Source organism: Pseudomonas sp. KCJK8993 (assembly GCF_046230915.1).
In the GTDB taxonomy this organism is placed as follows: Bacteria; Pseudomonadota; Gammaproteobacteria; order Pseudomonadales; family Pseudomonadaceae; genus Aquipseudomonas; species Aquipseudomonas piscis.
Genome location: NZ_JBJJLO010000083.1, coordinates 12,704 through 30,506 on the forward strand (window position 1 = coordinate 12,704; position 17,803 = coordinate 30,506).

The following is a 17,803-nucleotide window of genomic DNA, read 5'->3' on the forward strand; positions in this document are numbered from 1 at the left end:
GCCCTGCTGAGCGAACCGGGATTGACACCACGGCGCTGGGGCCAAGGCCGGACCGGATCAGAACATATCGATCGGGTAGTCGGTGATCAGCCGGAACTCATCGATATTACCCTCGCCCTGGGCCACATTGGCCCGGTGCCAGGTCTGGCGCAGGCGCAGGCTCAGATCCTTCCAGGGACCGCTCTGCACCACATAGCGTGCCTCGAAGTTGATTTCCCGGTGCACCCCATCCTTGCCATACATCCCGGCGTAGGCGCTGCCGGCCGGGGTGTGCGTACCGTCGATCCCGGAGCCCCGCAGGTAACGGCTCATCAGGCTCAAGCCCGGCATGCCATAACTGGCCAGGGACAGGTCGTAGCGCAGTTGCCAGGAGCGTTCGTTGGGCCCGTTGAAGTCGGAGTACTGCACCGAGTTGGGCAGGTAGATCGAGGCGCCCTGGTCGCGGCCGTTGCGACCGTTGCGATCCAGGTCACCGCCCCCCAGGTAGTCGAACGGGGTATTGCCATCGACGTTCTGCAAGGCAAGGGTCATACGGTGAGCGCCCAGGCCATAGAACACCGCAGCGCCCAGCGTGGTGTTGTCGATGGCCCCGGCCTTGGCCCGGCCCGTATCCAGGGTGCGATAGAGGTTGAGGTCGAAGCCGGCCTGCTGCCCCGCCCCCAGGTCGGTGCGGCCGTCGAGGTTGGCGTAGTACTGGTTCCAGATGTCCTGGAAGCGCGCAACGTAGAGACTGGCGCCCAGGTCCTGGGTGAACTGGTACTGGCCACCGGCGTAGTCCACCGAGGGGGTGGTGACGCCACCATAGAACGCCCACAGGTCACCGTTGCTGTTAGTGGTGACATGGCCGGTGGCCGATGTGAAGTGCCCGGCCCGCAGCTTGAGCCGTTCCAGCTCCTGGCTATCCAGGGCAAAGCCGGTGGCGGTTTGCGGGATCAGGCGGTTGTGGCCGACGGCGAACACCGGGGTATCCACCGATTGCTCGCCATAGCGCAGCACGCTGTTGGAGACCTTGATCTTCAGCGCGGCACCGGCTTTGGAGTATTCGTCTGCCGGTTTGCCGTTGTCGTGGATCGGCAAATTGTAGGTGCCGGTCTTGCCGCCGGAGGCATCCAGCTTCAGTCCCAGAAAGGCGAAGGCATCCACGCCCACGCCAACGGAGCCCTGGGTGAACCCCGAACTGAAGCGACCGATAAAACCCTGGGTCCAATCCTTACGATCCGCGCGGCCATCCTGAATGCTGCGATTGAGATAGTAGTTGCGGGCCAGCACGCTCAGGTGACTGTCCTCGATGAATCCCGACTCGACGGCCTGGGTTGTCCAGGGCAAGCAGCCCCATAGCGACAACAGCAATGGCGATAGAGAACGCGAGACATGGGGCATGGCAAAACCTCTGGTGATTTATTGTTTTTGTCGTGGGTGATGCAGTGCGGTCGCCCGGTTCCCTGGGTGACCACAGAGCCACCGGAACCGAGCGATCCAGGAAGTGGCGCCAGCGCGCTGGCCGAGCCACGGCCCTTGGCCGCGTACGACTCGCAGGGCAACGCTGCTTTACGCCCCTCCCCGGTTCGCTGGCGTCTACAGGGGTAGCACGGCTCAGGGTTGTCGCAGCGGCAGCGGCTTGGGGGCCTCGGCGTCAAGGGCCCGCTTGCCGCGAAAACGCAGGTAGTAGATCGACAGGATCAGCCCCAGGAAGGGCAACCCGCAGACCAGGGTCAGGAAGAACGGTTCGGTGAACAACGTCGTGACCATCACGGCCAGCATCAGCAACAGGCCGCCGAGGCTGGTCCAGGGATAGCCCCAGAGCTTGAAGGCCAGCGGTTCGCTACCCTGCTGGCGACGGAAGCACAAGTGGGTGAGGAAGATCCCCGCCCAGGTGAACATGGCCCCGAACATCGCGAGCGACATCATCAGCGTGAAGGCTTGCTCGGCATAAGCCAGGTACAACAAGGTGGCCAGGGCAATGCCCAGGGATGACAGCAACAGCGCCGCCAGTGGCACGCCATGGCGGCTCAGGCGGCCAAACATCGCCGGTGCCTGGCCAGCCCGGGACAGGCTGAACATCAGCCGGGTGGTGATGTACAGCTGGCTGTTCATCGCCGACAGCGCCGCCACCAGGATCACCGCGTTGATCACCCCACCGGCATAAGGAATGCCGCTGGCCGCCATGACCATGACGAAGGGGCTTTCCCCGCCGGTATTGCGCGCCCAGGGCACGATGGCCAGGACCAGGGCGATGGTCAGCAGGTAGAACACCACCAGGCGCACCACGGTAATGCGGAACGCCCGCGTCACAGCGCGTTCGGGGTCCTTGGCCTCGCCCGCCGCTACCGCGATCATCTCGATGCTCAGGTAGCTGAAGAAAGCCACGATCACCGCGACCCAGGTGCCCCAGACGCCATTGGGAAAGAAGCCCCGGTCATTGCTGTAGTTGGCCAGGCCGATGCCCGATTCCATGGGCGCGTCATACACCACCCAGGCCCCCAGCAGGATGAAGGCAACGATGGCGCACAGCTTGAGCAGCGAGAACAGGTACTCGATGCTGCCGAAGACCTTGACGCTGAAGGCGTTGGCCAGGATCAGCGCCAGGGAGAAGCCCAGCATCCAGTAGCCTCCCGGCACATCCGGGTACCAGAACTTCATGTACATCGCCGCGGCGGTGATTTCCGTGCCCACGGCGAACACGATGGACGCCCAGTAGGCGTAACGCAGGGCGAAGCCGAACCAGGGCGCCACATAAAACTCGGCGAACGAACCGAAAGACCCGGAAGTCGGATGGCGCACGGTCATTTCCGCCAGGCAGCCCATCAGCAACAGCGCGATCACCGCGCCGATGCCATAGCTCACCAGCACGCTGGGCCCGGCGAAACCGATGGCAAAACTGCTGCCCAGGAACAGCCCGGTACCGATGGCCCCGCCAATGGCGATCATCGACAATTGGCCGCTGCTCAGGGTTTGCTTGAGGCCTTTCTCACGGTCTGCCACTTGTTTGAAGGTGTGTATTGTTTTTGTCATGACACGCTTGCTCCAAGGCTAGGCACTGGGGTCAGGTCACCGATTTACGGGCCAGGAACTGCGGCTGGTTCCACTCGCCGCTCACGAGGATTTCCCGCAGTGCCCCCACGCACTCCCACACCTCTTGGTAACGGTTGTACAGCGGTGCAAAACCGAAACGCAGGATGTCCGGTGCCCGGAAGTCGCCGACAATGCCTCGGGCAATCAGGGCCTGCATGACCGCATAGGCCTGGGGATGGCTCAGGGCGACCTGGCTGCCGCGCTGTTCGACCTGCCTCGGGCTGCACAGCGTTACCCCCAGGCCCTGCAACTGCTGGTCGCAGAGATCGATGAACAATTCGGTCAGGGCCTCGCTCTTGGCTCGCAGCACCTGCAGGTCGACCCCATCGAACGCTTCCAGGGCCGCCTCCAGGGCCAGCACCCCAAGCTGTGGCGCCGTGCCCACCAGCATCCGGTCCAGGCTGGGATGCGGTTGGTATTCATGGGTGAAGTCGAAGGGCTTGGCATGGCCATGCCAACCTGTGAGCGGCTGGCGCAAATGAGGGATATGGCGCTCGGCCACAAAGACGAAAGCCGGAGCGCCGGGTCCGCCATTGAGGTACTTGTAGCCACAGCCTACGGCAAAGTCGGCACCCGCCGCATTCAGGCGGACCGGCATGGCTCCGGCGGAATGACACAGGTCCCAGACCACTAAAACGCCTAGTTCATGGGCTCGAGCAGTGATGGCCGCCATATCGTAGCGGCGGCCGGACTTGAAGTTGACATGGGTCAGCGAGAGCACCGCCACCTCTTCACTCAGCGCCGCCATCACCTGCTCGGGATCGACGCACTGCAACTGGCACCCCGTCAACTCCGAGACCCCCTGGGCGATGTAGACATCGGTGGGGAAATTGCCGTTTTCCGCCAGGATCAGCCGACGTTGCGGCTGCATGCGCAAGGCCGCCACCAATACCTTGAACAGGTTGATCGAGGTCGAGTCGGCCACGATCACTTCATGCGCCTGGGCGCCGACCAGATGCGCAATGCGCGCTCCGGTGCGCTGCGGTGCCGGATACCAGTCGGCATCGTTCCACGAGTTGATCAGCCCCTGGGCCCATTCCTCCTTGAGGACTTGTTCGATTCGCTCGGGCACATGGGCCGGCATCGCCCCCAGGGAGTTACCGTCCAGGTAGATCTTGTGTTGCGGCAGGGCAAAGCGCTGGCGACAAAAGGCCAGTGGATCGGCCTCGTCCATCTGCTGGACCTGCTCCAGGCGACAGGGCGTGGAACTGCTCATGACTATTCCTCGGCATCTATTATTGTGGCGCCCAGACGGCAACGACGACCGTCAGGCTGCCCAGATCCTAGCCAGGTCAGTCATTACTGGATAATAGAAAAGATGCCTTCAGGTATTCCCTAATGTGATAGCCAATCCATTGCGACAATTACAGCGCAAGGTGTCCGCGAAATCTCTGGAGAGTGGCTCAGCCCGGGGTGGCTGGAGAGCCATGCATGAGTACCCCTGTCCAGCGTAACGATCGATCTTGATAGCTGGGGACTAGGCCACATGGCCATCGTGGATGCCGCTGGGGTTGCCAGCACGCAAAACCGAGAGCAAGGCAACCCATAGGACCCGGTGGCCTGGCACGGACCTACTTGCCCGCCACTGAAAGCTTCAATACCACCCGCAGTCCGTCCGGTCGCCAGTCCCGCTCGATGGTCCCGCCGGCGACCACCGCCAGTTCGTTGATCAATTCGCAGCCATAGCCATCGCGGGCTGGCGGGGCAAGAATCACCGGCCCACCCTGCTCGTGCCAATCGAGGCGTAGCCAACCCTCATGACTGGCCCAGCGAATGTCGACCTCACCTTCGACGACACTCAATGCGCCATGTTTCACCGAGTTGGTCGCCAGTTCATGGAGCAGCAGCGCCAGCAGATTGGCCAGCACCCCGGGGACATGCTCGAAGGTGCCGCCGAACCGGCACTGGCCGCCGAAGGGTTGCAGCACGGCACCGATGAAGGCGGTCATTTCAATAGTCTTGGCATCCTCCGCATCCAGGACCTGGGTGTAGACCCTGGACAGCGCCCTCAGCTTCTCGGCCGCGATCTTGCCCAGACGGTCGAGAACGCCGGTGCTCCGGGCTTCCCTGTCGGCCATCATGACCACCGCATCGGCCACGGTGAAAAGATTCTTGATCCGGTGCAGCCTTTCACCCGTCAACAGCCGTTCACGCGCCAGTGCCTGGTTCAGCTCCCGCTGCAACAGCACCTGCTCGGTGACATCGCGAGACACGCAGATGATGTTATGCACGTGCCCTTGAAGATCGAGGGTCGGGGTCAGCAGATTGTCCCAGTGGATGATCTTGCCGTGGGCATCGCTGTAGCCGGTGAAGCGCGCGCAAATACCCCTGCCCGCCAAGGCCAGGGCATCGAGGGCGGCGCCGTGGGTCGACGCGGGCAGCAAGGGAATCCAGGCCGTGCCCTTGACTTGCGCCCGGGGTATCTGGAACGCAGCGCATCCGGCCTCACTCATGGCCAGGAGCAGGCCGTCTGGGGTCAGCACCTTGATGCAGTCAGGGGTGGCATCCAGCATGGCGCGCTGAATATCGACAACCGTTGACTCCATGCCGGGAATATCCCGTCTGCCGGACTCTTTCTTCATATCTCTCGACTACCGAAGAGTGAACCCGGACAACAGCGTCAAAAGTTCACGCGACAAAAACATGACAAGTATCACCACAATGAAAAATCAATATCCGAACAGCACCCGCCGTACTTTCCGCTCTACACCACAAGCATCACTCATGTTGCATTGCGCAACTTTTTCACTGGAATATACCCAACTATAAATAAACCTCCGGACCATTGGATACACCACTTCGCTCTGAAAAACCGAACGAACGCTCAAAAAAACTTACCCATGCCTGATGGAGGCCGCCCGCTAGACAGCCATCGGCAAAGAACATGACTTTCATTTTTGACAGACTAAAACTGCACCAGAACACTTGTCCAAGACCTCTCCTGAAGTGCTCCGTAGAACCAATCCAGGCTACCCAGAACGACCATTAATCTCTACTGACCTGGATACGGCTTGATTGGCCAGGAAACAGTGAAGATAGGGCGAAGTCAGCAAAGAAGAATAGGTCGGGATATTTCCGGTACAAGGCAGCCGCTATCCGCACCTCGATAATGCTATCCGTAGCGACCAGCCAAAAACCCGCGGGTAGCCAGGGCAGACAGGAGCCATCGCCAGGAGCGCCTCGAACGCCTGCCTGGCGCCCATCGGTTCGGCCTCGCCCCGGCGGGCTAGCCGCTGCCCCGAGCAGGATCAGGCATATATGAGCCGACGTTCTCGGCAACCACCCGCACGCCTGCACACAGACGGATACAATACCCGACTTCCAGCGTTTGCCTCAGCAATCGGGTTCAAATATTCAAATCCGACAACCGCTTATCCCGGTGCATCTCCGCCACCCACTTCAAGTCTTGTGCGGTTTGCACTGAAAGTTTGCCTTCGTCGAATAGTCCGTCGATATAACCATGGACATAAGCCGCTGCCGCACGGACATGTACAGCATCAGGAGCACCAACTATAAGTTTCAAGACATTCATTATTCTGGCTTGACGTAGTTCATCGCACATGACTTGTATCCCCGTTTGATCCGCGGCAAGCCCACGCTTATTATCCAAGCCCCGCCATAGTGCCACTTAACCCCACAATCGAAACAGCCCCTGATACCGACACGCCAAGAAAGTTGCTGTCCACGCATACTCACGCGACCTTGTTGCAGTTTTATTTCACCTATGGACCATGGCGACCGGAGGGTCGGACAACTTGCTAAAATGCAAGTTCAGCAAATTAACAGCCAGACTTAAAATAAGTCCACCGCAATCAAGCAGCCTTGTACTTTCAATATAAGGAAGAGTGATCCAGAACAGCCGGCAAGGCTTGTCGGCTCCAGTATCGACCAGCACTTCTGCCATGTTCGACAAGCAAGATCGCGCTCCACTGGACGCCACCTAAGGATGCCGGTCAGGCAACGCGGCCCGACGACCGGCAACCTCGCGCGACCACCAGACATGGCAAAGCCGCCCATAGGGCGGCTGCCGAACACCCAAGACAGTCAGAAGTCGAGGGTGAAGTTGAGGGTCATGGCATGGTCCTTGGTTTTGTCGGATACCTGCCCCGAGTAACCGATGCCCAGCTTGCCGGCCGGGGTGATCTGGTAGTCCAGGCCAGCCTCCAGCAGCGCACTGTCCTTGGCGATCGGCACGCCCTGGGTGGTGAAGGAGGTGCCGCCGTCGATGAAGCTCAGGTCGGCATCCGGCTTGGTGTCGCCATAGGCATGGCGCCAGCCCAGGCCCACCCGTGGCGTGAGCTGGTGCCCATTGCCCAAGGTGAGGCGCTTGCCGGCCCGTATACCGACGGTGGAGAAGGTCACGTCCTGGCTGGCCTTGGCCTTGAGCGCCGCCGCACCGCCCTTTTCCTTGCCGGTGTTGCTGTCGTAGTTGACATAGGACAGCCCGACGAATGGCTCCAGGGCCATGCCTGCAGCGTCCATCGCATACCCCACCTCACCGAAGACCTGGGCGCTGCGGGCGTTGTAGTGCGCCTTGAGCCGATCGCTGTAGGTGCCGACATTGACATCGCGCTTGGTCTCGATCCGGTGCCAGCTGTAAGCCGCTCCCAGGCGCACGGCCACGGCATCGAACTGGGAATTGAGGTAGGCCCCCAGGTGCGTGCTGTCGACCTTGGCATCGGATTGCAGCCGATGGGCCGACAGGTCGCTGCGGGTATAACCGGCAGCGACCCCGGCACGCCAGGTATCGTCCAGCTGGCGGTCGCTGCCGAGCATGAAGCCCGACAGGTTGCGGTCCAGCTTGGCGGTATTGCTGTTGCCAGCCATGTCACCCCAGGTGCCGAGTACCCGCATCCAGCCGACCATCTCGCCCTGGCAGCCAGTGCTGCTCAGGCGGTTCTCGCGACTGGCCAGGACCTGCCGCGGGTCGTCCTGGGAGCTGGAGCAGCCAGGCTGGCGCATCCGGTCATTGAGGGCATCGCGCACATACCGCGAGTCCTCCAGCAAGGCGCTGACAGTGCTGGCATGGATCTCCCCGGACAGACGGTTGAACGCATCCACCGCCCCGGCGCGGTCCAGGCCGAGGATCTGGTCGTTCAACTGGTCGGCCGGATCGTCGTCATCCCCCGAGTAGGCCCCCAGGGCCGCGGCCACCGCACGCTGGTTAGGGGTCTGGGCGACGTCGACGAAGCGGGTCTGGTTGCGATTGACGTTCAGGTTCACCTGGTTGGCGCCGTACACCAGCGAGGTGTCGAAGAACACCAGTTGCGGCAAGTTGCTGCCGCTGAAGGTACCGGTGATACCGCCACCGGCGTTGATCAGTGCGTAGCTGGCGTTGGCGCCACCATAGTTCAGGCCAGTGACCTGCAGGTTGCCCGCCAGGTTGGCGGTGCCGCCCACTTGCAACGCCGGGCTCGTGGCCGAGGTCGGTGTCAGTTGCAGGGTCCCGGTGCTGCCGTTGCTGAAGTTGCCGGTGACCGCCAGCTTGCCGATCGGCCCGCCGGAACTCACCAGGCCATTGTTGACCAGCCCCCCGACGCTGCCGTTGCCAGCCAGGGTCGCACCATTGCTGACCACCACTTGCCCAGCCAGGGAAGCCGGGTCGTCGCCGATCTGTACAGTGCCCTGCTCCACCGCCAGGGTGCCGCTGAAGGGCTGGTTGCCATTGATCTGCAGCAAACCAGCGCCCTGCTTGACCACCGTACCGGTACCACTGAGCAGGCCGTTGAACACGCCATTGCTGTTCTGCGCGAACAACATCCGGGCATTGACCAGCATCCGCCCTTGCAAGCTGCGGGTATTACCGGCCAGAGTGCCGCCGCTGACGGTCGTGCCGCCGCTGTAGGTATTGGCACCGGTGAGCAGCAACACCCCGGCATCGGTTTTCTCGATACCGCCGCTGCCCACCAGCGGCGCGTCGATCTGGGTCACCACTCCACCATTGATCCGTACCTTGGCCAGGCTGCCATCGCTGCCATTGGTAGGGCTCAGGCTGCCATTGCTGCCGGCGACGAAGTTGTAACCGCTGTCGAGCACCTGCATGCCGGTGAAGCTCTGGTTTCCCGCGACGGTCACGGTGCCGCCCTGCCCGCCGAAAATCACGAACTGGTTGCCCGCGCCCTGGGTCTGGGTACCGGTCGGATCGGTCCAGTTGGTCGAACCGCCCCAGGTACCGCTACCACCAGTGATGCTGCCGTTGGCCGTGGTCTGGCTGCCGTTCCAGAACTGCACCTGGCCTGGCGCCCCCTGTACCAGCAGGTTGACCTGGTTGGCCAAGGCAGTCTGCAGGCTCAAGGAACCCGGCAGCACGCTACCAGGCAGCGTGCCGTAGTTCAGGCCGTTGTTGGTCAAGGTGCCGCCGTAGCGGAACAGTTGGTAGACGCCTACGCCGAAGTTTCCGGCATCGGTGATGTTCAAGGTGCCGTCCAGGGTCAGGTCGCCAGCCACGTTGACCACCGTGGTGGAACTGGTGGCCTGGCCCAGGCTGAAGTCCAGGCTGGTGCCGGAAGACAGCGCCAGGCCGCCCACGGACAAGGGCGTGGCACTGCCGCCCGCCTTGAGGCTGGCGCCATCGCCCAGTTGTACGGTACCGCTGAGCTGGCCGCTGCCACCGATACTGGCGCCATTGGCCACTTGCACATTGCCGCTGGCCAGGCTGCCATCCACCAGCAACGAGCCGCCCTGCACCTGGGTGGTACCGGTGAAGCTGTTGTTGCCGGTCAGCAACAGCGTGCCGCTGCCTTGCTTGACCAGGGTGCCGTTGCCGCTGAGGTTGCCGGCATAGGTGCCATTGGCGTTCTGCTGGAATGTCAGCGCGGCGTTGTTGAGGATCGAGCCCTGCAAGCTGCTGGCGTCGCCGCGGGTGGTGCCCGCATTGAGCGTGGTGCCGCCGCTGTAGGTGTTGGCGCCGTTGAGCAGCAGATCACCGCTGCCATTTTTCACCAGCGAGCCATTGCCACTGATCGCGCCGCTGAGGGTCAGGGCCTGCTGGTTGGCCAGGTTCAACTGCGCGCCAAGGGTAATGGCGTTGGCCAGTTGCAAGGCCACCGGACTGTCGAGCTGGGCATTGCCGCCCACCGTCAAGGCCCCGGTGCCCAAGGCGCTGTTGTTGCCCAGGATCAATTGCCCAGCCTTGAGCAAGGTGCCGCCCTGGTAGGTATTGACGCCGTTCAAGGTCAGGCTGGCGCTGCCGCTCTTCACCAGCCCACCGCTGCCACCGACCAGGCCGCCCAGGGTCAGGGCATTGGAGCCGCCGATGTTCAATGCGCCAGCCAGGTTCAGCCCATTACCCAGGGACACCGCGGTATTGCTGTCCAGGGTGGTGCCATTGGCGGTGCTCAGGGCACCGCTGCCCAGGGCGTTGTCGTTCCCCACCACCAGGGTGCCGCCCTGCAGCGAGGTACCGCCGCTGTAGCTGTTGTTGCCATTGAGTACCAGGGTGCCGCTGTCGAGCTTGGCCAGAGTACCGCCGCCAGTGAGCGTCACGCCGAGGGTGGCGGTGGCGTTCGGATCGACCCGAATCGCCGTGTTGCCGGTACCGCCATTGACCAGGTTCAGCGCCCCGCCCACACCGCCGGCCAGGTTGTAGCCGTCGGTGACGAACTGCATGCCGGTGAGGTTCTGCGTGCCGTTCACGGTCACGTTGCCAGCGCTGCCCTGGAACACCGCGAAGCTGCCGGCCCAGGCCTGGTTCGAGCTGCCATCGACCGACGTCCAGTTGCTGGTACCACTGCCCCAAGTGCCTGAACCGCCGTCGATCACGCCGTTGCCCGTGGTTTGCGAACCATCCCAGAACAGCACGGTGGTGTTGGGGGCGCTCACCAGCAGGTTGACCTGGTTGCCCACGGCGGTTTGCAGCTGCAGATCGCCCGGTACCACACTGCCAGGCAAGCTGCCGAAATTCAGGCCGTTGTCGGTCAGCGCCCCGGTGTAGTTGATCAAGCGATAGACGCCGGTGCCGAAACCGCCGATATCGCTGACGTTGAGGGTACCGTCCAGGGTCAGGTTGCCGCCGACGTTGACCAGGGCATTGCCGCCACCGCTGGCTGGCGTGCCCAGGCCCACGTCCAGGTTGGAGTTGGCGCCCATTACCAGCGAGCCCACCGACAGGCTGTTGCCGGAACTCAGCGCCAGGTGCCCGCCATCGGCCACGCTGAGAGCACCGCCCAGGCTGCCATTGCCGGTCAGGGTCGCGCCACTGTTGACCGTGACCGTGCTGCTGGCCAGGGAGCCGCTGAGGTTCAGCGTGCCGGCGTTGACCTGGGTATTGCCGCTCAGGCTGCTGGTGCCGCTGAGATTGAGAACGCCGCTACCGGTCTTGACCAGCTGCCCGGCACCGTTCAGGCCGCCGGCGAAGGTACTGCCCAGGTTGTTACCGCCCAGGGTCAGGGTGTTGCCGCTGCCGATGGTCACCGCACCGCTGCCACTGAGGCCACCAAGGCTGGCGGAAGCGCCCAGGTCAAGGTTGGTTCCAGCCCCGAGGTTGACCCTGGCGTTGTTGCCCAGGGCCCCGCTGCCCTGGGTGATCAGGTTGCCGGACGACACGTCGAACAGGCCGCTGAAAGTGTTGTTGCCACTCAGGGTCAGGTTGGCCGCGCCGTTCTTGCTCAAGGTCCCGCTGCCAGCGATCACGCCACCCAGGGTCAGGTCGTTGGCCCCGGCCAGGGTCAGCCCGGCATTGACGTTCAAATCGTTGTTCAGCACCAGCGGCGCACTATTGGCCAGGGTCGCGGTGCCGCCCACGGTCAGCGCGCCGCTGCCCAGGGCCGCGGCCTGGGCCAGGGTCAGGGTGCCGGCGTTGAGCAAGGTACCGCCCTGGTAGTTGTTGACACCGCCCAGGACCAGGTTGCCTGCGCCATTCTTGATCAACTGGCCGGCACCGCCGATGACTCCACCCAGGGCCAGGTCGTTACTGCCGGCCAGGGTCAGGTTGGCATTGAGGGTCAGGGCATTGGCCAGGCTCAGGGCGCTGCTGGCGTCCAGGGTCGCGGCGCCGCCCACGGTCAGGCCTCCGGTGCCCAGGGCGCCGTTGTTGCCCAGGGTCAGGGTGCCGGCGTTGAGCAAGGTGCCGCCGGTGAAGCCGTTGCTGGCGTTCAAGGTCAGGTTGGCTGCACCATTCTTGGTCAGGCCGCCTGCACCGTTGACCGCGCCACCCAGCGTCAGGTCGGCGGTACCGCCGATGCCCAGGTTGCCGGCCAGGTTGAGCACATTGGTGAGGCTGACCGCCGTGCTGGCGTCCAGGCTGGTGCCCGCTGCGGCGTTCAGCGCACCGCCGCCCAGGGCAGTATTGCTGGCCAGGACCAGGCCGCCCGCGTTCAATGCGGTAGGCCCCAGGTAGGTATTGTTGCCGCCCAGGGTCAAGCTGGCGCTGCCGTTCTTGACCAGGCTGCCGCTGCCGCTGATCGCCCCGTCCAGGGTCAAGGCGTTGGAGCCAGCGATATTCAGTGCACCGGCCAGGGTCACGGCATTGCCCAGGGTCACCGCGGTGTTGCTGTCCAGGGTGGTGCCATTGGCGGTGCTCAAGGCGCCTGTGCCCAGGGCGCTGTCGTTGCCCACCACCAGGGTGCCGCCCTGCAGCGAAGTGCCGCCGCTGTAGCTGTTGGTGCCATTGAGCACCAGGGTGCCGCTGTCGAGCTTGGCCAGCGTGCCGCTGCCGTTGATCGCCACGCCGAGGGTGGCGGTGGCGTTCGGGTCGACGCGGATCGAGGTACTGCCGCCGCTGCCATTGACGGCCGTCAGCGAACCACCGGGGGCCCCCACCAGGTTGTAGCCGTCGGTGACGAACTGCATACCGCTGAAGCTCTGCGCCCCGGCCACGGTGACCGTACCCGCCGTGCCCTGGAAGACCGCAAAACCGTTACCCCAGGTCTGGTTGAGGGTGCCATTGACCGAGGTCCAGTTGCTGTTCAGCGAGTCCCAGGTACCGCTGCCACCATCGACCACGCCATTGGGCACCGTCTGGCTGCCGTCCCAGAAGCGGATGTTGGTCCCCCCCGACACCAGCAGGTTGACCTGGTTGCCGACGCTGGTCTGCACCACCAGGTCGCCGAGATTGAAGCCCAACGGCACGCTGGCCACGTTCAGCCCCTGGTCCACCAGGCTGCCGGTGTAGTTGATCAGGCGATACACGCCCACGCCGAAACCGCCGGCGTCGCTGACGTTGAGCTGGCCGCCCAGGGTCAGGTTGCCGCCGACGTTGAGTAGCGAAGTGGTGGACGGCGCACCCAGGTTGGCGTCCAGGTTGGCGCCGCTGTTGAGCACCAGCGAGCCCACCGACAAGGTACTGCCCGAGTTCAGCGCCAGGTGGCCACCGGACGCCACATCCAGGGCGCCCAGCAACGAACCGGAGCCGGTCAGGGTGCCGCCGCTGGCGACGTTGACCGTGCCGCTGGCCAGGGAGCCGTCGACCTTCAAGGTGCCGCCGCTGACCAGGCTATTGCCGGTCAGGCCATTGATGCCGCCCAGGGTCAGGGTGCCGCTGCCGACCTTGGTCAGCTGCCCGCTGCCACCAAGATCGCCGTTGAACACCGAGCTGGCGTTACCCCCACCGACACTCAGTGCCACACCGGGGCTGAGTTGCACCGAGCCGCTGCCGGTCAACCCGCCAAGGCTGGCATTGGCGCCCAGGTTGAGGCTGGCGCCCGCGCTGATGTTGGCCCCGGAACTGTTGCCCAGGGCACCGCTGGAAAGCGTGGTCACACTGCCGGCCAGCAGGGTCAAGGGCCCGCTGAAGGTGTTGTTGCCACTCAGGGACAGGTCCGCCAGGCCGTCCTTGATCAGGCCGGAACTGCCACCGATCACCCCCGCCAGGATCAGGTTGTTGTTGCCGGCCAGGGTCAGGTCGGCATTGAGGGTCAGGTTGTTGCCCAGGGCCATTGGCGTGCTGTTGTCCAGGGTCGCAGCGCCGCCAACGGTCAGGGCGCCGCTGCCCAGGGCCCCGCTGTTGCCCAGGGTCAGGGTCCCGGCGTTGAGCGTGGTGCCGCCCTGGTAGGTGTTGATGCCGTTGAGCGTCAGGTTGCTGGCGCCGTTCTTGATCAGTTGCCCCGTACCACCGATGACCCCGCCCAGGGTCAGGTCGTTGCTACCGGGCAGGGTCAGGTTGGCATTGAGGGTCAGGTTGTTGTTCAGGCTGATACCTGGTGCGCTGTCCAGGTTTGCCGCGCCCCCCACGGTCAACACTCCGTTGCCCAGGGCGCTGTTGTTGCCCAGGATCAGGGTCCCGGCGTTGAGCGTGGTGCCGCCCTGGTAGGTGTTGACGCCGCTCAGGGTCACGTTGGCGTTGCCGTTCTTGATCAAGCTGCCGATCCCGCCGACCACCCCGGCCAGGGTCAGGTCGGCGCCGCCACCGATAGTGACCCCGCCGCCGAGGTTCACCTGGTTACCCAGGCTCACCGCCGTGTTGCTGTCCAGGGTAGTGCCCGCGGCCGCATTCAACGCACCACCGCCCAGGGCATTGGCGTTACCGACGATCAACCGGCCGGCGTTGAGGGTGGTGTTGCCCAGGTAGGCATTGGCGCCATTGAGGATCAGGTCGGCGCTGCCATTCTTGATCAGGCCGCCGATCCCTCCGATCACGCCACCCAAGGTCAGGGCATTGCTGCCGGCGATCGTCAGGTTGCCGCCCAGGTTCAGTCCATTGCCGATGCTGACCGCGGTACTGGCGTCCAGGCTGGTGCCGTTGGCGGCATTCAGCGTGCCATTGCCCAGGGCGCCGTTGGCCCCCAGGATCAGCGTGCCGCCGTTGAGGGCGGTATTGCCCTGGTAGGTGTTGGTACCGCTGAGGGTCAGGCTGGAAGTGCCGCCCTTGATCAGCCCGGCGCTGCCGCCGATGGTCCCGCCCAGGGTCAGGGCATTGCTACCGCCCACCGTCAGGTTGGCGTTGAGGTTGATGACATTGCCCACGCTCAGGGCACTGCCGGCATTCAGCGAACTGGCGCCGCCCACGGTCAGCGCACCGCTGCCCAGGGCCGTGGCGCTACCCAGGGTCAGGCTTCCGGCATTGAGCAAGGTGCCGCCCTGGTAGCTGTTGTTGCCATTGAGGGTGAGGTTGGCGCCACCGTTCTTGACCAGGCCATAGGCGCCGCTGATGTCGCCATCCAGGATCAGCGGATTGAGCCCGTCCAGGGTCAAGTCGGCGTTGAGCACTATGTCATTGAGCAGGTCCAGGCTGGTGCTGCCGGCGAGGTTCGCCGCGCCGCCCACGGTCAAGGCGCCGCTGCCCAGGGCGCCGCTGTTGCCCAGGGTCAGGGTGCCGCCGTTGAGCAAGGTTCCGCCCTGGTAGGTGTTGCTGCCGTTGAGGGTCAGCCCCGCCGTGCCGTTCTTGGTCAGGCCACCGATGCCGGTGACCAGCCCGCCGAGGGTCAGCGCGTTGCTGCCGGCCAGATTGAGGTTGCCGGACAGGTTCAGGGTATTGCCCAGGGACACCGCGGTGCTGCTGTCCAGGGTAGTGCCGGCGGCGGTATTGAGCACGCCCAGGCCCAGGGCCAGGTTGCTGCCCAGGATCAGCGAACCGCTGTTGAGGTTGGTATTGCCCAGGTAGCCGTTGTTGCCGGACAGGGTCAGGCTGGCCCCGCCATTCTTGACCAACCCGCCGGCACCGTTGATCTGCCCGGACAGGCCCAGGTTCTGGTTGCCGCCAATGGTCAGGGCGCCGGCCAGGTTGACGTTGTTGCCCAGGCTCAAGGCGGTGTTGGCATCCAGCGTCGTACCGGCCGCCGCGTTGAGCGTGCCGGTGCTCAGGGCGCCGGCATTGCCGACGATCAAGCGCCCGGCATTCAGGGCCGTGTTGCCCAGGTAGGCATTGGCCGAATTGAGGACCAGGTCGGCGCTGCCGTTCTTGATCAGGCCACCGACACCGCTGACCAGGCCACCCAGGGTCAGGGCATTGCTGCCACCCACCGTCAGGTTGCCGGCCAGGGCCAGGGCGTTGCCCAGGTTGATGGCGGTGTTGGCATCCAGGGTGGTGCCGCCGGCCGTACTGAGCAGGCCACTGCCCAAGGCATTGTTGTTGCCCAGGATCAGGCTGCCGGCATTGAGGTTGGTGGTGCCGCTGAAGCCGGTGTTGTTGCCGCTCAGGGTCAGGCTGCCGGTGCCGCCCTTGTTCAGTGCGGCGCTGCCGCTGAGGATGCCGGACAAGGTCAGCGCGCCGACGCCACTGGTACTCAGGGCGTTGTTGAGCACCAGGCTGTTGCCCAGGTTGACGGTGCCCGGAGCGCTCAAGGTGGCCGCGCCGCCCAGGGTCACGGTGGAGGTGCCGAAGGCCTGGTTGTTGCCCAACTGCACCGTACCGGCATTGAGGGTGGTACTGCCGCTGTAGGTGTTGGCGCCATTGAGGGTCAGTTGCCCGGCGCCGGACTTGACCAGCCCACCGCCGCCGGAGATCACCCCGGCCAGGGTGGTGTCGTTGCTGCCTTGCAGGGTCAGGCCGCCAGCGCCCAGGCTGATCAGGTTGTTCAGGGTCAGGCCGGCGCTGCTGGCTTGCAGCACACCGCCATTGGAGGTCAGCAGGCCGCTGCCGAAGGTGGCGCTGTTGTTGTACAAGGCCACCCCGCCATTGAGCGTGGTGTTGCCGCTGACCACCGGCCCCTGCAAGGTCCAGGTGCCGCTGTTGAGGACCAGGTTGTTGAAGTTGACGTAGTTGGCACTGGAAACCGTACCGCTGCCGGTGGTGCCGCCCCCCACGCCCAGGGTGTTTTGCAACAGCAGGGTGTTGGAACCGCCAGCGCCACCGTCGATCTGCCCCGTAGGAGCAAATGTCAGGTCGACCCCCAGCAGGCCGCCCAGGGCGATGCCGATCCCGCCGCCGCTGCTGACCGAGGAGCCGGTCACCGCGGTGAAGCTGTTGATACTGCCAGCGCCCAGGGACACGCCGCCGGTGATCTGCCCGGTGTTGGTGAAGTTGTTGCCAGCCGTCGAGGATTGGAACGCCACCCGGCCCACCAGGGTGCCGTTGTTGGTCATGTTGACCTGCGAGCCCCCCTGTACCGCCACCACCGGCGCATCGGCGGAGAGCAGGGTCAGGCCCAGCAATGCCGAGGAACCGATGCTGCCGTTGTTGACGATGGTGGTGCTGCCGCCCGCGCCATTGTTGATGTTCAGCGCCATGCCGTTGAGCGTGCCCAGGTTCAGGCCGAGGATGCCGGAGGTGCCGTTGAGGGTACCGCTGGCGGCGTTGTTGATGTTGACGGTCGCGGCACTGCCATTGCCGATGACCGCGCCATTGCTGAGCAGGGTCACCAGCCCCAGCAGGGCCGGGTCGATAGTGCCACTGTTGTTCAGGGTGACGTTATGGCCGGTGAGGCTCATCGCCGTGCCGCCGAGCAGCGAGTTGAAGGTCGCGCCACTGTTGACGTTGACCGTCAGGTCGTCGGCCGAGGTGGCGAAAGCGTTGGTGAGGATCGCCGTGGCATTGCCAGTGCAGGTGACGATACTGCCAGCGCTGGGGTTGGCCGGAGAGCACGCGGCCATGGCGGCCGGGCTGGCCAGCCCCCAAAGTAGGCCGGCCAGGCCCAGGCGGATGGCTAGAGGCAAAGGCGAAAGACTGACCAGCACATCCTTGGCGCGAGCGTTCACATGCAGCTCCTTCCTTGAGAGCAGGCTTTTCACTACGTAGGAACGCGTACTACCCGGAAACTTCAGATCCCTCTACTACACGCATCAACACGCCAAAACCTGACCGATGGTTAAATTTCCCTGGCAGAAACCTAGACGACGCTGTAAAGCTTTCCCAACC

The 17,803-nt window shown here is 64.2% G+C and carries 6 protein-coding genes; all 6 read right to left on the bottom strand.

Annotated elements, in window-relative coordinates:
- Positions 1 to 57: 57 nt before the first annotated feature.
- Positions 58 to 1,380 carry an OprD family porin gene (locus ACK6AU_RS22550; protein ID WP_409301471.1) on the bottom strand — a complete coding sequence of 441 codons (1,323 nt, stop codon included), beginning with the start codon at positions 1,378 to 1,380 and terminating at the stop codon, positions 58 to 60.
- A 213-nt stretch (positions 1,381 to 1,593) separates the two neighbouring features.
- Entirely contained in the window at positions 1,594 to 3,012 is a 1,419-nt protein-coding gene (locus ACK6AU_RS22555) for an amino acid permease (RefSeq protein ID WP_409301473.1), read from the bottom strand.
- Between the two features lie 31 nt (positions 3,013 to 3,043).
- Positions 3,044 to 4,288 (bottom strand): kynureninase, encoded by a 1,245-nt coding sequence (gene kynU / locus ACK6AU_RS22560; RefSeq protein WP_409301475.1) that lies wholly within the window; start codon positions 4,286 to 4,288, stop codon positions 3,044 to 3,046.
- A gap of 355 nt (positions 4,289 to 4,643) precedes the next feature.
- The gene (locus tag ACK6AU_RS22565; protein ID WP_409301477.1) at positions 4,644 to 5,618 is read right to left on the bottom strand and encodes a PAS domain-containing protein; all 975 of its coding nucleotides are present in this window, start codon (positions 5,616 to 5,618) and stop codon (positions 4,644 to 4,646) included.
- An 800-nt stretch (positions 5,619 to 6,418) separates the two neighbouring features.
- Positions 6,419 to 6,634, bottom strand: a complete 216-nt coding sequence (locus ACK6AU_RS22570) for a hypothetical protein (RefSeq protein ID WP_409301479.1) — start codon at positions 6,632 to 6,634, stop codon at positions 6,419 to 6,421.
- A gap of 482 nt (positions 6,635 to 7,116) precedes the next feature.
- On the bottom strand, positions 7,117 to 17,643 hold the full coding sequence (locus tag ACK6AU_RS22575) for an autotransporter-associated beta strand repeat-containing protein (RefSeq protein WP_409301481.1): 10,527 nt from the start codon (positions 17,641 to 17,643) through the stop codon (positions 7,117 to 7,119).
- Positions 17,644 to 17,803: the final 160 nt, after the last annotated feature.

What these genes read in the sequence shown, in the direction of transcription:
- ACK6AU_RS22550 (WP_409301471.1), bottom strand. Translation starts at nt 1,380, where the DNA reads ATGCCCCATGTCTCGCGTTCTCTATCGCCATTGCTGTTGTCGCTATGG.
- ACK6AU_RS22555 (WP_409301473.1), bottom strand. Translation starts at nt 3,012, where the DNA reads ATGACAAAAACAATACACACCTTCAAACAAGTGGCAGACCGTGAGAAA.
- kynU (WP_409301475.1), bottom strand. Translation starts at nt 4,288, where the DNA reads ATGAGCAGTTCCACGCCCTGTCGCCTGGAGCAGGTCCAGCAGATGGAC.
- ACK6AU_RS22565 (WP_409301477.1), bottom strand. Translation starts at nt 5,618, where the DNA reads ATGGAGTCAACGGTTGTCGATATTCAGCGCGCCATGCTGGATGCCACC.
- ACK6AU_RS22570 (WP_409301479.1), bottom strand. Translation starts at nt 6,634, where the DNA reads ATGTGCGATGAACTACGTCAAGCCAGAATAATGAATGTCTTGAAACTT.